The following is a 19,988-nucleotide window of genomic DNA, read 5'->3' on the forward strand; positions in this document are numbered from 1 at the left end:
GCACGCCGCCAGCGTTCATCCTGAGCCAGGATCAAACTCTCCATGATTGGAGAACTTAAACTTAAGCTCTGTTGATACTGCTGACAGTATCTCGTTTGCGTTTCAATTGGTCGCCTCAATGTGTGCTCCTAGTTAATAGAAGACTTCTTTATTCGGAATTAAACGTTGACATATTGTCATTCAGTTTTCAATGTTCTTTAATTTATTTAAAATGGAGCGGGTAGACGGGATCGAACCGACAACATCAGCTTGGAAGGCTGAGGTTATACCATTTAACTATACCCGCATGGTATATGTTATAATAAGTTTTCAATGGTGCGGCTGAGAGGACTTGAACCTCCACGGGATTTAACTCCCACTAGGCCCTCAACCTAGCGCGTCTGCCGATTCCGCCACAACCGCAAATCTTATTATATGTATTAATCTTTTGTTACTGACTTTTTAGCGACAAGAACTAGTATATCTCATTAGCAAGTTGTTGTCAACTGCAAAGTTTATTTATTTTTTAACCTGTTAGTTGAAAGCTCAACCGGTTAGATTTTCTATTATACTTCAGTGAAAGCAAGAAGTCAATAGTTTGTTTTCAAAAAAATGATGGTGACCCGTACGGGACTCGAACCCGTGTTACCGCCGTGAAAGGGCGGTGTCTTAACCGCTTGACCAACGGGCCATCTGTTTTATACAACGCTTATTAATATACAGAGTAATGATTTCAAAGTCAACACTTTCATCGAATTTAATTTTACTTTTTATTAATTTTCTAGAACCTACTATATAATGGCGAATCGTGAACAGCTGTTCCTGTATTTTTTCGATTTCTCATTTAGAGCCCTCCCCTGTTCACTTAGCGGATAAAAATTTGATTTATACAGTTCATTTGAATTCGCTAAATAAATTATCTTATTACGGTTTCGAAACTTGCTTTTGTGCTTTCGGCTTGTTATAGTTTATTTATAATCATTCTAATTAATGGAGGCAGTTATTGATGACTAACAAAGACAACAGACTTACGACCCTTTTCGGCAACCCTGTAGGCGATCGTGAAAACACAATGACAGCTGGCCCCCGCGGTCCGCTTGTTATGCAAGACCCTTACTTCCTCGACATGATGGCTCATTTCGACCGCGAAGTTATTCCCGAACGCCGCATGCACGCTAAAGGTTCAGGTGCTTTCGGTACATTTACAGTAACACATGATATTACTCAATATACAAAAGCTAAAATCTTTAGCGAAGTAGGTAAACAGACGGAAATGTTCGCACGTTTCTCAACTGTAGCCGGCGAACGCGGTGCAGCTGATGCTGAACGCGATATTCGCGGATTTGCTTTAAAATTCTATACAGAAGAAGGTAACTGGGACTTAGTTGGTAATAACACGCCTGTTTTCTTCTTCCGGGACCCTAAATTATTCCCAAGTTTAAACCACGTTGTAAAACGCGACCCTAAAACTAACATGCATAACGCAGAAAGCAACTGGGACTTCTGGACTAACTTGCCTGAAGCACTTCACCAGGTAACAATTATTATGACTGAACGCGGAATTCCTAAAGGTTTCAGAAATATGCATGGTTTCGGCTCACACACTTACAGCATGATCAATGAAAACGATGAGCGTGTCTGGGTTAAATTCCACTTCCGCACTCAGCAGGGCATTGAAAACTATACAGCTGAAGAAGCTGCTGAACTGGTTGGTGTTGACCGCGAATCTTCACAAAGAGATTTATTCAACTCAATCGAAGATGGCGAATTCCCTAAATGGAAAGTATATATTCAGGTAATGACTGAAGAACAGGCGAAAAACCACCCTGATAACCCCTTCGACTTAACTAAAGTATGGTACAAAGGTGACTATCCTTTAATCCCGGTTGGTGAATTCGAACTGAACAAGAACCCTGAAAACTACTTTGCAGAAGTTGAACAGGCAGCATTTGCTCCGACTAATATTGTTCCGGGTATTGGATTCTCACCAGATAAAATGCTTCAGGGCCGTTTATTCTCATACGGAGATACTCAAAGATACCGCTTGGGTGTTAACCACCACCAGATTCCGGTTAACTCTCCTAAAGGTGCTGAAAATGTATGTCCATTCAGCCGCGACGGCGCAATGAGAGTTGATGGTAATGAAGGATCATCTCTCAATTATTATCCGAACAGCTACGGTGCTCACAATTCACAGCCGGAAGCTAAGCAGCCTGCACTTGACCTTGAGTACAGCTCAATTTACGAACACAACTTCCGCGAAGATGACGATAATTATTTCGAGCAGCCGGGTAAATTATTCAGATTGCAGTCTGATGAAGACAAACAGCGTCTATTCTACAATACGGCAAATGAAATGACAGGTACAACTACACGTACTAAACACCGTCATATCTATAACTGCTATCAGGCAGATCCGGATTACGGTAAAGGTGTTGCAGCAGCTCTTGGAATCGACATCAACGACGTTGATTTAGAAACTCCAGACTACTTCCACAACATGTAATCATACGCTTCATCAAAAAAACGGAAACGACTCAGTCGTTTCCGTTTTTCTTTTATACATTTTTCATAGTCAGCGATATTCTATTCTTCTGTACATCAACATCCATCACTTTAACTTCTACAATGTCTCCGGTATTGACCACTTCAAGCGGATGCTTTACAAACCGGTTTGAAATTTGCGACACATGAACCAGTCCGTCCTGCTTCACTCCGACATCCACAAAGGCGCCAAAATCCGTGACATTTCTGACGGTTCCTGACAGTGTCATACCTGCTTTTAAATCTTCGATGCCGAGTACATCAGATTTCAATAATGGTGTATCGTATTTATCCCGAATATCTCTCATCGGCGCTTTCAAACTCGAAATAATATCTTCCAAGGTAGGCACACCAATATTCAGCATTTCAGCAGTCTCTTTAATATTTAATGCATCGAGTTTTTCACTCATGCTGTTTTCTCCGAGATTATCTATAGTTAAACCGATTGTTTCAATAAGCTTATACGTATTTTTATACTGCTCTGGGTGGATCGGTGTCATATCTAGCGGTTCTTTTCCATTAAATATTCTTAAGAACCCGACACACTGCTCATATGTTTTATCGCCTAAGCGTGCAACTTTCTTCAGTTCGCTTCTCTTTTTGAAACCGTCATTTTCTTCTCTGAACGCCACGATGTTTTTACTGATAACCGGAGACAATCCTGCTACATGCTGCAGCAGTGTCGGCGATGCCGTATTTAAGTTAACGCCAACCTGGTTTACTGCAGTTTCTACGACGAAATTTAATGACTCAGTTAAAAACTTCTGATTGATATCGTGCTGATACTGCCCGACCCCTATGGATTTCGGATCGATTTTAACCAATTCACTGAGCGGATCATGTACACGCCGCGCGATAGATACGGCACTTCTTTCCTCAACATTAAAATCCGGAAACTCTTCTCGCGCGACCTCAGAGGCCGAGTAAACACTCGCGCCCGCTTCATTGACGATAATATAAGGAATATCCAGATTTTCTTCTTTAATCAGCGCACCGATAAACTCTTCAGATTCTCTTGATGCAGTGCCGTTGCCTATCGCAATTAATGATACACCGTATTTCTTTATTAATTTTAAGATAACTGTTTTAGCGGCTTCCTTTTTATTCACCGGCTTATGAGGATAAATAACATCTTTCGCTAGATACGATCCCGTGTCGTTGATTACAGCAAGTTTGCATCCTGTACGGTAGGCAGGATCCAGCCCGAGAATAACTCTGCCTTTTAATGGCGGCTGCAGCAGCAGTCTCTTTAAGTTTTCTTCAAAAACAACGACAGCATGCTTTTCACTGTTTTCTGCTAAATCAGCACGCACTTCCCTTTCAAGCGAAGGTAAAATCAAACGTTTCAGACTATCTTCAACAGCTTCTGTCAGCAGCTCTTTTGTTTTGGCACGTTCTTCTATAACCTGTTTCTTTAAATAATTCGTTATTCTTTCGGTATCATGCGTTAATTTAACTGATAAAACTTTTAATGCCTCGCCGCGGTTTAAAGCAAGCACCCTGTGAGGAACGATATTTTTAACTCTTTCTGCATAATCATAATACATTTCAAAAATACCCTGTTCGTCCTCAGCATTCTTTTTAACAGAGGAAACGATTTTCGATGTATCTTTAATAATTTTCAATATGTACAGACGGTATTGCGGATTATCCGATATAATCTCAGCGATAATATCTTTCGCGCCTTTTACTGCCGTTTCCACAGAAGTCACTTCGTCAGTTAAAAACTCTCCGGCCGCACTTTCTATATCACGGTGTTTACCTGCTAAAATAAGATTCGCCAGCGGTTCAAGTCCGAGACGTTTTGCTTCAGTCGCCCGGGTTTTCTTTTTCTGCTTAAACGGACGGTATAAATCCTCGACCCGGCTCTGTTTCGTCTGCTTTAAAATTTCGCTCTGCAATTCATCTGTCAGCATACCCTGCTCATCAATCAGGCGAATAACTTCCTCTTTACGTTTATTCAGATTTTCAAGGTACAGGTATTTAGTTTCAATTTCTTTAATTGCAACTTCATCAAGCCCGCCCGTCTGTTCTTTACGATAGCGTGCAATAAACGGTACAGTATTTTTCTCTCCGAGCAGCTCCAGTACTTTTTTGACATAATCTTTATTGATTTTCATTTCATTCGATATTTCTTTTACTAATTCATGTGTCATAACTATGTACTCTCCTAATAATAAGAACCCAATCTATAATAGACCGGGCTCATTTATAAATTTATTCAGCTTCCTTCACTGCTTCTCTCAGTTTCTTAATCGCAGAACGCTGCAGTCTGGACACATGCATCTGGCTTAAACCGATTTTTTCACCGGTTTCTTTTTGACTGAGACCTTCGATAAATGTTGATTTTATAATTTCCTGTTCTCTGTCACTTAAGATAGGCAGTACTTTTTCTAAAATCATACGCTTTTCAGCCAGATCATAATTATCATCCTGCTGTCCCATAACATCGAGTAAGGTTACTGTCGAACCATCTTTATCTGCTTCGATTGAATGATCCACGCTGAGCGCATTATAACTCTGTCCCATTTCCATAGCTTCCAGTACTTCTTCTTCCGTCACTTCAAGCTTCATTGCGAGTTCTTGAATTGTCGGCGATCTTTCGAGTTCATTCGTCAGAGCATCTGTCGTATTTTTTATTCTCGGACCGAGTTCCTTAATGCGTCTCGGCACGTGAACACTCCACGTTTTATCACGCAGATAGCGTTTAATCTCTCCGACTACTGTCGGCACTAAAAAAACTTCAAACCTGCGTTCAAAAGATGTATCAAAGCGTCTGATAGCCCCTAAAAGACCAAGCATTCCAACCTGGACCAAATCTTCGTGATGCGACTGGCCGCGGGAGTAACGGTAAGCGAGTGATTCCACAAGCTTTGTATAATTTTCTACTAGCTCGCTTTGTGCTATATCATCTTCACTTTCCTGATATCTCTTAATCAGCTCGTTAACTTCTTCAGGCGGCAGTCCGTAATTCTTATTGCGAGATCGTTTCTCCATTCGGGTGCACCTGACTTTCGTTAATATACTTCGTCATACTTATCGTCACACCAGGTTCTTTTCTGAAGGAAACTTTGTCCATCAATGTTTCAATAAGGAAGAGGCCAAGCCCTCCTTCTCTGAGATAATCAATATTGTCATCTTCATTGTACGGTCCGAGCTCTTCTTTAATTTTTTCATAATCAAAGCTTTGTCCGTTATCCGCTACAATAATCTCGACTTTATCACTGTATATTGCGAAACCTACAGAAATTTCACCCTGTTCACTATCTTTATAAGCATGTTTAACTGCATTTGTTACAGCTTCCGATACTGCAATTTTAGAATCCTCTATATCATCATATGTCGCTCCCGCTCTCGATAAAACACCTGAAAGTGTTAAACGGATAAGTCCTACATATTCTGCACTTGACGGAAACTTCATTTCTATAAAATCATATTGTGGCATCATTCTTCAGTCGACCTCCGACTTCTTATTAACATACATTAAATCGCGTAATCCTGTAATTTCAAAAAGTTTTAAGATTCTATCGTTTACTCCAAGTACATGGAGTTCCTTATCATGCTTATTAAGATCTTTAAGCGTGCCGACAAAAATACCGAGTCCTGTGGAATCCATGTAATCAAGTTCGCTTAAATCAACAATTAAGTCATGTTCCCCTGCCGCAGCCACAGGCTCGAAAACCTGTTTTAATTCAGGTGCAGTATAAACATCAAGTTCACCGCTCACACTGACTAAATATTCCCCGCCGTTTTCCGTAGCGTCTATTTTTATATTCATAATTATGTATGCACTCCAATCACGTTATCCCTATATTTTATACCTCAGTCTGTCTACCCTGTATTCTTCATTTTAAAACTTTTTAGCCGGAACATTTATTTTTTATTATAAACATTGTTAAGTCATCTTTGTAATTCTGGTTGCGCATGCGTGTCAGCGCCTCGTATATATACTGAACAATATCCTGAGGGTGCTGGTCGCGTGCTTCCCTGATCATCTCTTTAATGTCATCCATATTAATAAATGTACCGTCGTGTTTTCTAAGTTCGGATACTCCGTCGGTATAGATGAACAGCATGTCATTCTCTTCAAGTCTGGAAGATACTTCTTCATATTCAGTATCTTTCATGACCCCGAGTACAAGTCCTTTGCCGTCCAGTTCCTCAAATTCGTCATCTTCATAGTGGTAAAGATAAACAGGTTCGTGCCCTGCGCTTGAGAAGCATAAAGACTGATCTTTAAAATCGTACAAGCCGTAAAACATCGTTACAAACATATTTTTGTTGACGTTTTTTTCCACGAGTTCATTTAACCGTTTTAAAGATTTTGACGGCGGATTGGATGCCGACGTCAAGTCCATCCCGAACTTCAGCATCGACATGGCGATAGCAGCAGGGATACCTTTGCCGATAACATCAGCAACCGCGAAAGTCAGTTTGCCGTCACTGTGTTCGATAATGTTAAAATAGTCACCGCTCACTTTGCGGGCAGGCACACTGATTGCGCCAATCTCAACGTTTTCAATAGCCGGAATCTCAGTTTTTAACATGGTTTCCTGAAGGCTTGAAGCGACATCCATTTCTTGATCGTGACGCTCCATCTTATTGAGCATTGCTTTGTAATCCTTATATGTAAAACCAAAGCGGATCATTATTTCCTGCAGCACGTTGAGGGAAGCTTTTATGTCTTCATAACTCTTCAGCGGGATTGCACTGATCAGTTCAATATGAAGAGCAACCATCTCATCCGGTGAAATATCCAAGTCGATTGCTTTTTCACTGAAATCATGAGCTTTCGCCGCAAGCTGATCTTCGTTTCCCGATTTTATATAATCATTAATTATGCCTTTGTATTCTTCTACCAAATCATCAATATATGTCATATTAAACACACCTCCATCTTTAAAATAGACTTTTGTAAACAAAAGTCTATTTTCTGTTTGCCTTATTCTTTTTTCTTTTCTTTTTCGGTTCTAATTCCAGACTGACTTTCAGTGCGTCATTAACTTCGCGCATTTTGTCCTCATCCAGATATGTAAGTTTTTCCTGTAATCTGGTCTTATCGACCGTTCGAATTTGCTCAAGCAGTATTACCGAGTCCATATCCAGTTTGTAAGCTTCTTTTGATATTTCAACATGTGTAGGTATCTTCGCTTTATTTATTTTCCCAGTAATGGCTGCAACTATCACAGTCGGACTGTGACGGTTACCTACATTATTTTGGATAATCACAACAGGGCGTTTCCCCCCTTGTTCTGAACCCTGCACAGGTGAAAGATCGGCCAGATAAACTTCTCCTCTTTTCATCTATTCACCATCTTTACTATCGTTACATGCAGCACATTCCCGTTCCGTGACAGTAATGCCGATACGGTAAGCTTCACTTTCAGCATAAAAGCTTTCCCGTGCGATTAATAAATTAATCTCCGCCATTTCAATGTAGCCATTTACCAATGCTTTTTCGAACTCGCTATTTGCAGATGAATTAGACAAAACAGTCAACCCCATAAAAATCAGTTATTAATTTAATCATAACATTTGAGACAGCCCGTTGCTATAAATCGGCTGTCGGGCTGTCCATTTAATTAATTACTTCGTTATAGATTAACTCAATATCTTTACCTGCATAACGACGGGGAATACGGCGCCCGAAAGCACAGAGCGATTCATATGAAATAGTTCCCGTGTAATCACTGTAACTTTCCATAGACTGCTCAGACCTCGTAGAATCCTCGATTATAATAACGTTTTGTCCGGCATCGGTATACTCCGGAACTCTGATCATCAGTGCATCCATGCAGATGGTCCCTATGATTTCACATTCAGTACCATCTTCTAGTTTTACATTATACCCACTATGCCGCCTTAATAACCCATCTGCGTAGCCAATCGGCAAAGTCGCGACAGTTTCACTTGTTTCAGCTGTATATTTTCGGCCGTAGCTGACACTTTCTTCAGGTTCCAAGTGATGAACAGCTGCAATTTCAGTTGATAATTTAACCGATGGAGTGAGCATAACCGGAGTCGCTGAGGCCGTGTATCTGCTTGGGTAATAGCCGTAGAGCGCAATACCCGTCCGGACTGCAGTTGTAAACTCTTCTTTTAAAGTCAGGGCACCGCCGGAGTTTGAGATATGAACATATTCCGGACGTTCCACTTGACTGACAATCTCTTTAAACAGATTAAATTCAACTGAGGTGATGTCATTATCTTCATCGCTCGAAGTAAAATGGCTGAAAATTCCTTCATAAATAAAACGGTCAAATGAATTTATCTCAGTAATCATTTCCATAATTTCAGAAACGTCTGATGTGCCGTAGCGATTCATTCCCGTATTTACTTTAATATGAATCCAGACTGCTTTGTCGTACTTATCACTGACTTCATCCTTCGCTTTTTGCACCCACTGAAGATTCGGAGCCGTAACGGCGATGCGGTGCTGAACTGCTTTATTAATATGTTCGGGGCTGATTGTGCCGAGTACTAATATTTTCTGTTTAATGCCGTGCATACGGAGATCGATTGCTTCGTCCAATGTTGCGACTGCAAAAAATGAAACTCCCGCCTTGGCAAGATGTTCACTGATTTCTTTTGCGCCGAGGCCGTATGCATTCGCCTTAACAACCGCGATGAGTGTCTTCTCAGGATTAATCCCCTGAATTGCTCTGTAGTTTTTTTCTACGGCAGCAAGATTTACATCGAGTACTGTATTCCTGTAATATTTATCGCTCATTACTTAAGCCTCCTCAATAATAACCGTTGCGACAGCATAATCTCTTGAATGAGATATCGAAACATGGGCATTTGGAGCATTAGTAAGCGACGGTTTGCCGTTCTTGTCGTTCACGCAGTTAATATCAGTAAAGCTCACTGCTCCGCCGATGCCCGTGCCGAGCGCTTTGCTGTATGCTTCTTTAACTGCAAAACGCCCTGCCAGATAAGTGATTTTACGAGCTTCACTGGTCATATTTCTATAATGATGAAGTTCATCCGCTGTCAGAATCCGCTTTGCCAGACGGTCATCTTTGTTTACTTTATTAATACGTGAAATTTCTATAATATCCGTCCCGAGCCCTGTAATCATAACATTCCCTCATTCTGCTGTTTGCTCATGTTTTTATTAATCAGATTCCGGATATCGTGACGCAGCCGGTCCGCCTTATCTGTTTCCAATTCAGGTATATATAATTTCTCAGCCGAAGTCTGCAGCGAGATGCCTTTTAAGTTCATCCGCTTCATAATCGGTCCGACGGTCGTATCTATATTCTGAACCCTGTACAGCGGCACCGCTTTTTCAGACTTAAACCAGATACCGCTGTGAATCCGTATTTCATCCTCAAGCACTTTATACCTGAAATACTTATAGCGGAGTTTTGGGATAATCCATGCATGAACGATGACTATATAAATCGCTGCGGCAGCAGGGATTAAAAACACCCACCACGGAAGCCAATCAAAGAATATTTGGGCGATGCCGATTGCAGCTGCGATGATCAGCCAGACGCCTGCATTAATATGTTCCCTTATCCTCCACAGTTTGATCGCTTTCGGCGATATTCGTTTCATCGTCATGCCCCCTCTCTATAAAATTCCAAATTGTTTCTATATCGCGTTTTTCAATAAATTTAATTTCTGCCGACGAGCTCGCAATGCCGCCGGGGGTTGATACCTCGATATGTCCTAAATCCGCGCGGTGTAAAAATGGATTGCGGTGGTAAGTCGTGTCGATAATTTTATCCCGCTTAATTGCATAGTGGCGACGCGTAAAGAAGGAAGCCGTCATCATATTAATCTCGTCCTTATAAATGGCATAGCCGACATTTCTCGCGCTGTATATACCGCTTGCAATCAGAAGCAGCAGAATCACCGCGACTCCGATATATACGTATGTCATAAATGTTTCACCGTGGAAGAAATAAGCGAGTATTCCGGTGCCGATAATGAAAATCAGCAGTGTAATCTGGAAATAACGGCGTATTGCACGAAACGGCACAATACGCTTTGGAAGTTCCATGTGATAATTCGGGAAAATGTCTCCGATAATGCTGTACAGTTCTTTCTTCTTAATAAACGGCAGCAGCTGAACTTTCCCGTCGATCTGGTCGGATTCAAGAGAGTCGCTCGTAATCGATACCGACAGCGCATAATAGCCGATTAAGCGCCGAAGAATACTGTCGGAAATAATGACGTTCTGCACTCTGTTTATATTGACACTCTTATTCTTTTTAGAGAACAAACCGTATTCGACTGTCAAATCATCCCCGCTCTGCTTTAATGTATAATCGTAATTACGCACCATAATTATTACAGTACCGATAACGTAGCCGATAATTACAAAGATAAGAGAGGCGACAACGATGCCGAACACCAGACTTCTGACGAGTCCGCTGAAGTACTCAAAATAATTTTCAATCAAAATTTCGCCGCCGACTACATTCAGAACACCGAAAAATATCGCGGCAAAAACTCCGAGCCCCCCGCTCGTCATCGCCATTAGAATAAGTTCTTTGAAATTCATTTTCTTCAGTGTAACGAATTCACGTCCTGCTGCTTTTGTCCCGGATTCAAGAGCAGCTTCTCTCGGCCATGGACTTGAATCTCCCGGATTTACTGCAATTTCTTCACTTTCAATATCTTCCTGTGTTTCGTAAATCACTTTCTGAATATCTTTACCTTGCGATTTTTTAATCGTATCGATTTTAATACCGTCTCCGGGCGTTAAAATATCGAGCTGAACCGCGCCGAAAATACGATGGAAAAATGGTTCATTAAAATCGATGGACTGGATGCGTTTAATATCCAATTCCTTTTCATTTCGTGTAAATATCCCGTTTTTAAAAACAAACTTATTATTTTCAAGCCAGAATCTCGTTCTGTAAATATTGATCATATCGAAACCGGTGAATACTGCAAAAATCAGGAAGAGTATTCCAATACCGCTGAACAGCATCCACGGAGTAACCGAGCCCGAAAACAGTTCTTCCCTCATATTAAAGAAAATTATAATTGCCGGGAAAAACATCGTCTTAATTCCTTTAACGACACTTCCTGCATATGCAACAGGATGAAGTTTCTGAGGATTATACATCTGTACTTTCCTCCTTTACGATGTCAATAATATCCGATTTCAGACCGCGTGCTTCATCAATTTGAAGCGGCGGCATATCGATTCCGATACCTGCAGTTTTAATACGGACCGCAGCTAAATCATATTTTCTCGACAATGGACCTGTTTTAAATTCGACACCCTGCGCTCTTTTAATCGGAATCATCTGGGTTTTCACTGTAAAGAAGCCCTGTCTTACAACAATTCTGTCTTCGAAAAGCTCGTAAGATGTCACTTTCGTGTATATCCAGGGCCGTAAGATAACAAATCCCGCCAGCTCTAATAGGAGCAGACCGATAAAAATATAATACAGCCATACCGGCCAGGAAAAAAAATATACTGCAATGCCGGCTATAGTAAATATAAGTATACTGGTTACCCATATTAATAATGCTTTGACTGTCATGTACGGTCTGACACGCGCGTTTAACTCTATCATAAGCAACCCTTCCAACTGTTAGTTTATCTCTATAATACAACACTCGGAAAACATAAAAAAGCATTCACTGAAAAGTGAATGCTTTGTAAGAATCATTATTATTTCTGATGATCTTTAAATACACGGCCTTGCTTGCTTGTGCGTCCGCCTGATGACGGTTTTCCGCCCTGGCGTCTGCCGCCGCTGTTTCTTCCCGGTCTGCCGTTGTCGCGTCCGCGTCTGTTGCCGCCGCTTCTCTGGCCGCCTTTATTATAGTTCGGTTTACCTCTGCGTCCGCCGTGACCCTTGCGAGAAAGTGGTTTTTCAAATGACAGTTGAATGTTGTCATCTTCTTTGGCGTACAGAAGTTCGTTTACTAACGCTGCAATGACTTCGCGCGGCTCATGAGTTTTCATTAACCCATCAGCTACTTCGAAAGTATGCTGATTTTTGTTATCAGCTAACCATGCACCGATTTTTTCAAAGACTTCGTTTTCACGAGCTTTTTCTACTTCTTTTTTACTTGGTGGACGAAGTGTGTGAATTGGTTTCTTCTTGTCTTTTTCTATCTGACGCAGGAAGTCCATCTCTACAGGATTGACGAATGTTAACGCCATTCCTTCTTTACCGGCACGGCCGGTACGTCCAATACGGTGTGTATACGACTCAGTATCCTGCGGAATATCGAAGTTGTACACATGTGATACACCCGAAATATCTAAGCCCCTTGCAGCTACGTCGGTAGCTACTAAAATATCTAATGAATTGTTCTTGAATTTCTTCAGTACTTCAAGACGTTTAGATTGAGTAATATCTCCATGTAAACCTTCCGCACGGTAACCTTTTGCAATCAATGCACTTGTCAATTCGTCTACACGGCGTTTTGTACGGCCGAATACGATTGCAAGTTCAGGCTGGTGAACATCAAGGAATGATGTGAAAACAGAAAGTTTTTCCAGCTCTTTTACAATTGTATAGAATTCATCGATTAGCGGATCGGAATTGTTTTGGTTCATCGTTTTAACGATGTGAGGTTTGTCCATGAAACGCGTTACTAAATCCTGGATTGCCCGAGGCATTGTAGCTGAAAATAGAAGTGTGTGGCGGTTGTCTTCAGGCACTTTGCTCATGATGAACTTAACGTCATCGATGAAGCCCATGTTCATCATTTCGTCCGCTTCGTCTAATACAAGTGTGTGAACATCTTGCAATTTAAGTGTGCGGCGGTTGATGTGGTCGATCATACGGCCTGGTGTACCCACAATGATTTCGGGTTGTCTTTTAAGGTCTTTAATCTGACGGTCTATGCTCATGCCGCCGAAAATAACTGCAGTAGCTAATTTCTTTCTCTTAGAAAATGCTTTAATTTGTTCGCTGACCTGAACTGCTAATTCTCTTGTCGGCGTTAATATAACAACTTGGGTTCCTGCACCTTTAGTTGTATTTTCTATAATAGGGATACCAAATGCACCAGTTTTACCAGTACCAGTCTGAGCCTGACCAATGATATCTTTTCTCTCTAATGCTAAGGGAATACTTTCCACTTGGATTGGGGTAGGTTCTGTGAACCCCATATCAGTTAGCGACTGAATTGTATCGTCACTAATACCTAATTCTTTAAAAATCTTCAAACTTTAGTCTCCTTTGACTATTTCATTTCTCGCATGTACAACTTCTCTATAGTAACACTTAACACTTTAATCCACAAGATGTTTTAACTGGACGTCAAGAAATAAAAATCTTTCAGTCAGTATATTCAGCTTCAGCAGCTTATCTTCTGTATACATAATCAAATGGGGTGTGTGTTCCATAAGTACAAGTTTTGAATGCAGGATTTTTTCTTTAGCTTCAATGCTCGTCTGATACGGCACCAGCAAATCAATTTTTCCGTGAATAAGCAATGTTTCACACCGGATGTTTTTTAAATCGCCGATTTTCGCCTCGACAATTTTAATAAATTCCTGCATTGCCCTGAGGGGAATATTTTTCAGTCTGGGTCTGACCTTTGCTGCCAGATTCAGTTCAATATGGTCCCTTACTTCTACAGGAGACAGCTTAAGTCTGTTCAGCCGGCTCAGCTTAGTGTGGTCGAAGGCCGGAGCAATCAGCACCAGCTTGTCGACCTGGTACTTCTGTGCAATAAAACTCGCAAACACCCCGCCCATTGAAAATCCGATGACGAATATTTTATCGGCACGGGCAGCTAAGTTTAAATATGCTTCCTCCGCTTCCCGGTACCAGTCATCCCCCGTTACGTAAGATAAATTCAGCGTGGTTCCATGACCGGGATACTGGGGAAATTCATATTCAAAGTCGTAGCGTTTTTTTAAATACCGAAAGGTGGGCTCGAGCTCGAAGCGTCCGCCTGTATAGCCGTGCAAAAACAGTACTCCGATTTTAGATATCGTCAATCACCCTTTCCACTGCCATACCGCGTGATCCTTTCAGCAGAATCACTGTATCTTCATTAAAATGCGCCTGTACTTTGTCACGCAGTTCATCAATCGATGAGATATGTTCTTTATCTTCCGATGTTAAGGCGTCATGGATATATCCGGCGCCATCACCGAACGTGTAAATTTTCGTAAACTGATACTTTCCTTCATTAATAAAGTAGGCAACATCTTCATGCAGCTCCTGTTTGTAATCCCCAAGTTCCAGAATATCGGCCAGGACAAGAATTTTTGTCTTATGAGCCATACGGCCGACCGTATCGACAGCGCTGATCATACTCGCTTTTGAAGCATTGTAAGCATCGTTGACTATTAAGGTGCCGCTCTCGTGCATAATGCGCTCCATTCTCATGCTTGTCACTCTAAGTCCGGAAAGATTTCCCTGAGCTTCTTTCAGTGATACTCCAAGTTTTTCTCCAGCAAGTACAGCAAGGGATGCATTCAAGGCGTTGTGAATACCGAGCTGAGGAATATCAAACTGCACATCTTTAAAAGTAAAATGCGTGCCTTGTTCATTTTCTGTCACACTGCCAATCGTGTACTGATTCGCCTCAAGAAGTCCCGCAGTCTGAATGTCATATGCCGTGTCTTTCTTAACAATTTCATCGAGAAGCGGATAATCTCTGGAATAAATAAATGTTCCGTTATCTTTTAAATAATCAACAATTTCGTATTTTGCTTTGGCGATATTTTCTCTTGACCCCAGCATTTCGATATGAGATTCTCCAACGCTTGTAATTACAGCAATATCCGGCTCTGCCATTCTGCTTAGAAAATTTATATCCCCCACTTTATCCATACCCATTTCGAGAATAGATATTTCGGTATCTTTATCCAATTGTAAAATAGTCAGGGGCATGCCGATTTCATTATTGAAGTTGCCCGGCGTTTTCTGCACCTTGTATTTTGTGCCGAGAACACATTCGAGCATATCTTTCGTCGTCGTCTTGCCATTCGAACCTGTTACTGCGATAACTGCCGGCTTTACTGTCTTCAAGTATTCCTGTGCAAGATTCTGCAAGGCACTAAGGCCGTCAGTCACGTGAATAGCCGGATAATCCATATTGTCAGCATCATGTTCGCTGAGCGTGACGCCTGCGCCTTTTGAAAAAGCTGTCTCAATAAACTTATGCCCGTCGGCATGCTCCCCTTTAAAAGGCACAAAGACGTTGCCTCTTTCCAGAGTCCTTGTGTCAATTGACACACCTTTAATCATGGTGTTTTTCACTGCTTCTGCACGGTCGTTCATAACTCCTCCGCAAAATATTGCTATTTGTTCTATCGTAGCTTCTATCATAGTTTTTCATCCTAATTTTTTGTATTTACTGTTTATAATTATAAAATAGTTGTATACTAAATGTCATGATTTCTATATGAATTAGGTGACTTTCTTGAGTAATAATAAATATACACGACAAAATTCAAACTTTTTTGCACGCATCGACTGGATTCTTGTTATTTTAATCCTGCTGCTTGCTTCTATCAGTGTAATATCAATCAGCTCGGCTATGACCAGCGGCCAGTACGGTACTGATTTCAGCACCCGGCAGATTGCATTTTACGGTTTGGGTTTCCTGCTTGCCTTCGGCTTAATGCTGATACCGTTTAAGCTCATCAAAAACTATACATGGATCTTATATATCCTCGGCGTTTTAAGTCTGGTCATTTTGTATATTGCACCCGTATCATCGGTAACTCCGATTATTAACGGGGCTAAGAGCTGGTATCAATTCGGATTTTTCAGTATCCAGCCGTCGGAGTTCGTAAAAATCATATATATCTTAACAATGGCTTATGTAATCAGCCAGCATAACAAGTATAAGTTAACGAATACCTTATCCATGGATTTGAGGCTGCTTCTTAAGCTGATTTTAATTTCCATTCTGCCGATGCTCTTTATCCTGCTGCAGAACGACCTTGGTACGGTACTCGTAATGATTGCCATCTTCCTCGGACTTGTAGTGGTTTCAGGCATCAGCTGGTGGCTGATTATCCCGACACTTTCTGTGTCCGGAGCAACCGGCCTGGCGCTTATACTCGGTATCCTGTACCGGCCGGATTTACTGGAACGCTATTTGGGCATACATCCGTATCAGTTTGAGCGTATCTATTCCTGGCTCTCGCCGGAAGCGTTCCAGTCCGACAGCGGATTTCAGCTGACGAACTCGCTTATCGCGATTGGTTCAGGCGGGATTACAGGCAAAGGTTATGCCGATGGTATTATTTACATTCCTGAAAACCACACCGATTTTATCTTTACTATCATCGGGGAAGAGTTCGGCTTTATCGGCTCGACCATTGTCATCATTGTTCTGTTTATGCTGGTGATGCATTTAATCCGCATGGCCTTCATGGCAACTGACAGCTTTGCATCCTATTTCATTATCGGCTACCTTGCACTGCTCGTCTTCCATATTATTCAGAATATCGGCATGACGATTCAGCTGCTGCCGATCACCGGACTGCCGCTTCCCTTTATCAGTTACGGCGGGAGCGGTCTGTGGTCAAATATGCTCGCCGTCGGCATTATGCTCAGCATGTATTTCCATCACCTCAGTAAAGGTGCTAAAAATATATAAAAACTGCTCAGAGGGAACACCCTCTCAGCAGTTTTTATTTTAAATATTATTTTCTTTCAGTCTGAGCTGATCTTTATTTGCTATGCGATTCATAATTTCAAATCTTGACTTGGAAACCGTCACTTTAACACCGAGTTCATGCAGCAGCTGGACGACTTCTTTGACTTTGCTTTTGTCGTTTTTGCGCATATTGACACTCCCTTTTTATAGCTAACTTAATTGTACTTGTTTATGCTATAATTATCTATACTTTTCAGATATTAATTATTACAGACTTATTAACTTTTTTCTAAAGAAGGTGGACATTCGTGCAAATACCGTTTTTGGATATTTACATCACAGATGCGACGGTAATTACAATTGTTACTGTCATCCTGTTTATAATCAACTTCCTTTTAGCCGGCGGGCTTGTTTTTCTCGAACGCCGCAGCGCCCAAAGCGTCTGGGCATGGATTTTAGTACTATTCTTTCTTCCGATTGTAGGTTTCATACTTTACATGCTCTTCGGACGCACCATCTACCGCCAGGATCTTTTCAAATTGGACGAAGATGATAAAGTGGGGCTCGAGCATCTCGTCAGTGAGCAGCTGGAAGAAATTAAACATAACCGTTTAACCTTTTCAAATGCTGTTGCAGAAAAACATAAAAAGCAGATTCATATGCTCCTTTACAACAATCAGTCATTTGTGACGAGCAATAACGATGTCACTACTTTTACCGATATGAATAACAAATTTGCTCAGATGCTGAAAGATATAGAGAACGCGGAAGACCATATTCATTTCCAGTATTATATTTTTAAACTGGACAATATCGGCAAAGAACTTTACAGAGCGCTCTTAAAGAAGCAAAAAGAAGGCGTTTCTGTCCGGATTTTATACGATGACATCGGCTCCCGGTCTTTATCGCTTAGAAACTTCAGCGATATACGGGATGCCGGCGGTTTAGTCGAGGCATTTTTCCCGAGCAAATTGCCGCTGATCAATCCCCGCATCAACAACCGCAATCACCGGAAAATTGTTGTGATTGACGGTAAAATCGGATATATCGGCGGTGCCAACGTCGGTGACGAATACCTCGGACGCGATCCAAAAATGGGAGCATGGCGGGATACCCACCTCCGCATTGAAGGAAATGCTGTGAAATCTCTGCAGCTCCGCTTTATGCTTGACTGGAACTCGCACGATACACGCAATAATATGAAACATGAAGATCATTACTTCCCTGAAATAGATTCTGTCGGCGAGACGACAATGCAGATAGCTTCAAGCGGACCCGACGAGGATTACCAGCAGATAAAGTACGGATACCTGAAGATGATTTACAGAGCCCAGCATACGATTCATATTCAGTCACCTTACTTCATTCCCGACCAGTCAATAATGGAAGCGATACGCATTGCGATTTTATCAGGGGTCAAAGTCAAAATAATGATTCCAAGCTTCCCGGACCATCCCTTCGTTTACTGGGCTACATATTCAAATGTTGCATCCCTCATGAAAATGGGCGCGGAAGTTTATATGTATCAGCCGGGCTTTCTGCACCAGAAGGTGTTTATTATCGATGACGAAGTGGTCTCTGTTGGAACGACCAACATCGATAACCGCAGCTTTATATTAAACTTTGAAGTTAACGCGTTTATGTACGATGATGAAGAAGCGGTAAAACACCGTAAAATATTTGAAGAAGATATTAAACACTGTGAGATACTCACTGCTGAAAAATATGAGAAACGCGGCCTGTGGATTAAGATGAAAGAAGGCCTCGCAAATTTAATATCTCCAATCCTGTAATACTTATATGATTCGAGGCTGGGACATAAATGTTTACAGTATAAATAAGCCGTACGTTAGCTTTTCTGGGGCATCGCGTGAGCCTGTAGTCTCACGCAGATGCTATTCCTCTAGAAGTCTAACGTACGGCTTTTGAAGTTACGTTTTTCTTGGTAAATGTTTATCATCCTTCCTGCTTAAAACAAAAAAAAGAGCAGAACCTTCTTCCGGGTTCCGCTCTCATACTTTATCGATGATTTATTTTTTACGTTTTTTCTTAGGCTTAACTTTAGCATTTTTAACGCGCGCTTCTTTTTCAGCCTGTTCGCGTTCATGCGCAGCAATAATCGGTGCCATTTCTTCGTTGACTTTCTTGCGATAGAATGTGTTACCTGCCCAAGTCTGGAAGATCAGGAAGATACCGCCGACTGCCCAGTATAATGGGAGAGCTGATGGTGAAATTGCTGAAATCCAAATAATCATTATTGGAGAAATATACATGAACAGCTGCATTTGCTTACGCTGTTCTTCTGCCACATAGCGCGTTGATACCCAAGCTTGAACTGCGTATACAATACCTGCAATTGCAACCATGAAGTAATCTGTCTGTGTTAAGTCCATCCACAGGAAATCCGGATGGGCATTGAGTCCGCCCTCTGAAGGGAATTTTAATGCAAAGTATAAAGCCATGACAACCGGCATTTGAATAAATATCGGCAGACAGCCCATATTCAGCGGATTGATATCGTGCTTTTTGTAAAGCCCCATCATTTCCTGCTGAGCCGCCATTTTTTCTTCTTGTGTAGTCGCAACTTTAACGCGCTGCTGAATTGCTTCCATTTCTGGTTTGACAATCTTCATTTTTTCTCTCATCATCATCTGATTCTTATATGTACGCATCATGAATGGGAAAATTGCCAGTCTCACAATCAGCGTAATGACGATAATAGCCAGACCGTAGTTATTGTCCAGATTATCTCCAAGCCAGTGCAGTAATGTATCCATCGGCTGGACGAGAGTGTTATAGAAGAAGCCGTCTCTATTCTCAGGCTGTGAATAGTCACACCCGGCAAGGAATAGTACCAGTACCATAGACGCTGGTAATAGCCACTTTTTAATCATTTCTTCACCTCTAAGTAA

20 protein-coding genes and 3 tRNA genes are annotated in these 19,988 nt (G+C 41.5%); 3 read left to right on the forward strand and 20 right to left on the reverse strand.

The window, feature by feature from the left end; all coding sequences use genetic code 11:
• Nucleotides 1–212 precede the first annotated feature (212 nt).
• From IR135_RS10925 to IR135_RS10935, 3 genes are all read right to left on the reverse strand, one after another.
• A tRNA-Gly gene (locus IR135_RS10925) sits at nucleotides 213–286 on the reverse strand.
• Nucleotides 287–313: 27 nt separating this feature from the next.
• Nucleotides 314–402: transfer RNA gene (locus tag IR135_RS10930), tRNA-Leu, on the reverse strand.
• A 193-nt stretch (nucleotides 403–595) separates the two neighbouring features.
• A tRNA-Glu gene (locus IR135_RS10935) sits at nucleotides 596–670 on the reverse strand.
• A 315-nt stretch (nucleotides 671–985) separates the two neighbouring features.
• Here IR135_RS10935 and IR135_RS10940 point away from each other — a divergent pair.
• The gene (locus IR135_RS10940) at nucleotides 986–2,485 is read left to right on the forward strand and encodes a catalase (protein WP_115885070.1); all 1,500 of its coding nucleotides are present in this window, start codon (nucleotides 986–988) and stop codon (nucleotides 2,483–2,485) included.
• A 52-nt stretch (nucleotides 2,486–2,537) separates the two neighbouring features.
• Here IR135_RS10940 and IR135_RS10945 read toward each other — a convergent pair whose 3' ends face one another.
• The 15 genes from IR135_RS10945 to IR135_RS11015 form a co-directional block, all read right to left on the reverse strand.
• Nucleotides 2,538–4,679, reverse strand: a complete 2,142-nt coding sequence (locus IR135_RS10945; RefSeq protein WP_135099334.1) for a Tex family protein — start codon at nucleotides 4,677–4,679, stop codon at nucleotides 2,538–2,540.
• Nucleotides 4,680–4,740: 61 nt separating this feature from the next.
• Nucleotides 4,741–5,520: an RNA polymerase sigma factor SigB gene (gene sigB / locus IR135_RS10950; RefSeq protein ID WP_135099336.1), complete on the reverse strand. Its 780-nt coding sequence runs from the start codon at nucleotides 5,518–5,520 to the stop codon at nucleotides 4,741–4,743.
• A complete protein-coding gene (rsbW, locus tag IR135_RS10955) occupies nucleotides 5,498–5,971 on the reverse strand; it encodes an anti-sigma B factor RsbW (RefSeq protein WP_135099339.1) in 474 nt (157 codons plus the stop codon). The genes sigB and rsbW overlap by 23 nt, the downstream gene beginning before the upstream one ends.
• A gap of 3 nt (nucleotides 5,972–5,974) precedes the next feature.
• Entirely contained in the window at nucleotides 5,975–6,301 is a 327-nt protein-coding gene (locus IR135_RS10960) for an STAS domain-containing protein (protein ID WP_115885073.1), read from the reverse strand.
• Between the two features lie 82 nt (nucleotides 6,302–6,383).
• The gene (locus IR135_RS10965) at nucleotides 6,384–7,403 is read right to left on the reverse strand and encodes a SpoIIE family protein phosphatase (RefSeq protein WP_135099341.1); all 1,020 of its coding nucleotides are present in this window, start codon (nucleotides 7,401–7,403) and stop codon (nucleotides 6,384–6,386) included.
• Nucleotides 7,404–7,449: 46 nt separating this feature from the next.
• Entirely contained in the window at nucleotides 7,450–7,827 is a 378-nt protein-coding gene (locus tag IR135_RS10970; protein ID WP_115885075.1) for a type II toxin-antitoxin system PemK/MazF family toxin, read from the reverse strand.
• Entirely contained in the window at nucleotides 7,828–8,013 is a 186-nt protein-coding gene (locus IR135_RS10975; RefSeq protein ID WP_115885076.1) for a hypothetical protein, read from the reverse strand. It abuts the gene before it with no gap.
• Between the two features lie 88 nt (nucleotides 8,014–8,101).
• Complete coding sequence (gene alr, locus IR135_RS10980) at nucleotides 8,102–9,253, reverse strand: alanine racemase (RefSeq protein ID WP_135099343.1); 1,152 nt, start codon at nucleotides 9,251–9,253, stop codon at nucleotides 8,102–8,104.
• A 3-nt stretch (nucleotides 9,254–9,256) separates the two neighbouring features.
• Entirely contained in the window at nucleotides 9,257–9,604 is a 348-nt protein-coding gene (acpS, locus tag IR135_RS10985) for a holo-ACP synthase (RefSeq protein WP_135099345.1), read from the reverse strand.
• A complete protein-coding gene (locus IR135_RS10990) occupies nucleotides 9,601–10,086 on the reverse strand; it encodes a PH domain-containing protein (protein WP_135099347.1) in 486 nt (161 codons plus the stop codon). The genes acpS and IR135_RS10990 overlap by 4 nt, the downstream gene beginning before the upstream one ends.
• Nucleotides 10,031–11,608, reverse strand: coding sequence for a PH domain-containing protein (locus IR135_RS10995; protein ID WP_135099349.1), 1,578 nt, complete (start codon nucleotides 11,606–11,608; stop codon nucleotides 10,031–10,033). The genes IR135_RS10990 and IR135_RS10995 overlap by 56 nt, the downstream gene beginning before the upstream one ends.
• A complete protein-coding gene (locus tag IR135_RS11000) occupies nucleotides 11,601–12,065 on the reverse strand; it encodes a PH domain-containing protein (RefSeq protein WP_135099351.1) in 465 nt (154 codons plus the stop codon). Before IR135_RS11000 ends, IR135_RS10995 begins: the two co-directional genes overlap by 8 nt.
• Before the next feature lie 98 nt (nucleotides 12,066–12,163).
• Entirely contained in the window at nucleotides 12,164–13,675 is a 1,512-nt protein-coding gene (locus IR135_RS11005; protein WP_115885082.1) for a DEAD/DEAH box helicase, read from the reverse strand.
• Nucleotides 13,676–13,741: 66 nt separating this feature from the next.
• Complete coding sequence (locus IR135_RS11010; protein ID WP_228063502.1) at nucleotides 13,742–14,455, reverse strand: alpha/beta hydrolase; 714 nt, start codon at nucleotides 14,453–14,455, stop codon at nucleotides 13,742–13,744.
• Nucleotides 14,442–15,794, reverse strand: a complete 1,353-nt coding sequence (locus IR135_RS11015; protein WP_135099353.1) for a UDP-N-acetylmuramoyl-tripeptide--D-alanyl-D-alanine ligase — start codon at nucleotides 15,792–15,794, stop codon at nucleotides 14,442–14,444. Before IR135_RS11015 ends, IR135_RS11010 begins: the two co-directional genes overlap by 14 nt.
• A 94-nt stretch (nucleotides 15,795–15,888) precedes the next feature.
• On the opposite strand from IR135_RS11015, the gene IR135_RS11020 reads away from it, so the two are divergent.
• On the forward strand, nucleotides 15,889–17,076 hold the full coding sequence (locus IR135_RS11020; RefSeq protein WP_135099355.1) for an FtsW/RodA/SpoVE family cell cycle protein: 1,188 nt from the start codon (nucleotides 15,889–15,891) through the stop codon (nucleotides 17,074–17,076).
• Between the two features lie 39 nt (nucleotides 17,077–17,115).
• On the opposite strand, the gene IR135_RS11025 is transcribed toward IR135_RS11020, so the two are convergent.
• The gene (locus IR135_RS11025) at nucleotides 17,116–17,265 is read right to left on the reverse strand and encodes an Lmo0850 family protein (RefSeq protein ID WP_167753414.1); all 150 of its coding nucleotides are present in this window, start codon (nucleotides 17,263–17,265) and stop codon (nucleotides 17,116–17,118) included.
• Between the two features lie 119 nt (nucleotides 17,266–17,384).
• Between IR135_RS11025 and cls the strand changes: the two genes are divergently transcribed.
• Nucleotides 17,385–18,869 carry a cardiolipin synthase gene (gene cls / locus IR135_RS11030; protein ID WP_135099357.1) on the forward strand — a complete coding sequence of 495 codons (1,485 nt, stop codon included), beginning with the start codon at nucleotides 17,385–17,387 and terminating at the stop codon, nucleotides 18,867–18,869.
• 237 nt (nucleotides 18,870–19,106) lie between these two features.
• Here the strand turns inward: cls and yidC are convergent, their stop codons facing one another.
• Entirely contained in the window at nucleotides 19,107–19,970 is an 864-nt protein-coding gene (gene yidC, locus IR135_RS11035; protein WP_135099359.1) for a membrane protein insertase YidC, read from the reverse strand.
• Nucleotides 19,971–19,988 lie beyond the last annotated feature (18 nt).

The sequence above is a fragment of the Jeotgalicoccus nanhaiensis genome, from assembly GCF_015235105.1.
In the GTDB taxonomy this organism is placed as follows: Bacteria; Bacillota; Bacilli; order Staphylococcales; family Salinicoccaceae; genus Jeotgalicoccus; species Jeotgalicoccus nanhaiensis.

What these genes read in the sequence shown, in the direction of transcription:
- IR135_RS10965 (WP_135099341.1), bottom strand. Translation starts at nt 7,403, where the DNA reads ATGACATATATTGATGATTTGGTAGAAGAATACAAAGGCATAATTAAT.
- acpS (WP_135099345.1), bottom strand. Translation starts at nt 9,604, where the DNA reads ATGATTACAGGGCTCGGGACGGATATTATAGAAATTTCACGTATTAAT.
- IR135_RS10960 (WP_115885073.1), bottom strand. Translation starts at nt 6,301, where the DNA reads ATGAATATAAAAATAGACGCTACGGAAAACGGCGGGGAATATTTAGTC.
- IR135_RS11015 (WP_135099353.1), bottom strand. Translation starts at nt 15,794, where the DNA reads ATGATAGAAGCTACGATAGAACAAATAGCAATATTTTGCGGAGGAGTT.
- sigB (WP_135099336.1), bottom strand. Translation starts at nt 5,520, where the DNA reads ATGGAGAAACGATCTCGCAATAAGAATTACGGACTGCCGCCTGAAGAA.
- rsbW (WP_135099339.1), bottom strand. Translation starts at nt 5,971, where the DNA reads ATGATGCCACAATATGATTTTATAGAAATGAAGTTTCCGTCAAGTGCA.
- IR135_RS11025 (WP_167753414.1), bottom strand. Translation starts at nt 17,265, where the DNA reads ATGCGCAAAAACGACAAAAGCAAAGTCAAAGAAGTCGTCCAGCTGCTG.
- IR135_RS10970 (WP_115885075.1), bottom strand. Translation starts at nt 7,827, where the DNA reads ATGAAAAGAGGAGAAGTTTATCTGGCCGATCTTTCACCTGTGCAGGGT.
- yidC (WP_135099359.1), bottom strand. Translation starts at nt 19,970, where the DNA reads ATGATTAAAAAGTGGCTATTACCAGCGTCTATGGTACTGGTACTATTC.
- alr (WP_135099343.1), bottom strand. Translation starts at nt 9,253, where the DNA reads ATGAGCGATAAATATTACAGGAATACAGTACTCGATGTAAATCTTGCT.
- IR135_RS10990 (WP_135099347.1), bottom strand. Translation starts at nt 10,086, where the DNA reads ATGAAACGAATATCGCCGAAAGCGATCAAACTGTGGAGGATAAGGGAA.
- IR135_RS10940 (WP_115885070.1), top strand. Translation starts at nt 986, where the DNA reads ATGACTAACAAAGACAACAGACTTACGACCCTTTTCGGCAACCCTGTA.
- IR135_RS10945 (WP_135099334.1), bottom strand. Translation starts at nt 4,679, where the DNA reads ATGACACATGAATTAGTAAAAGAAATATCGAATGAAATGAAAATCAAT.
- IR135_RS10995 (WP_135099349.1), bottom strand. Translation starts at nt 11,608, where the DNA reads ATGTATAATCCTCAGAAACTTCATCCTGTTGCATATGCAGGAAGTGTC.
- IR135_RS11000 (WP_135099351.1), bottom strand. Translation starts at nt 12,065, where the DNA reads ATGATAGAGTTAAACGCGCGTGTCAGACCGTACATGACAGTCAAAGCA.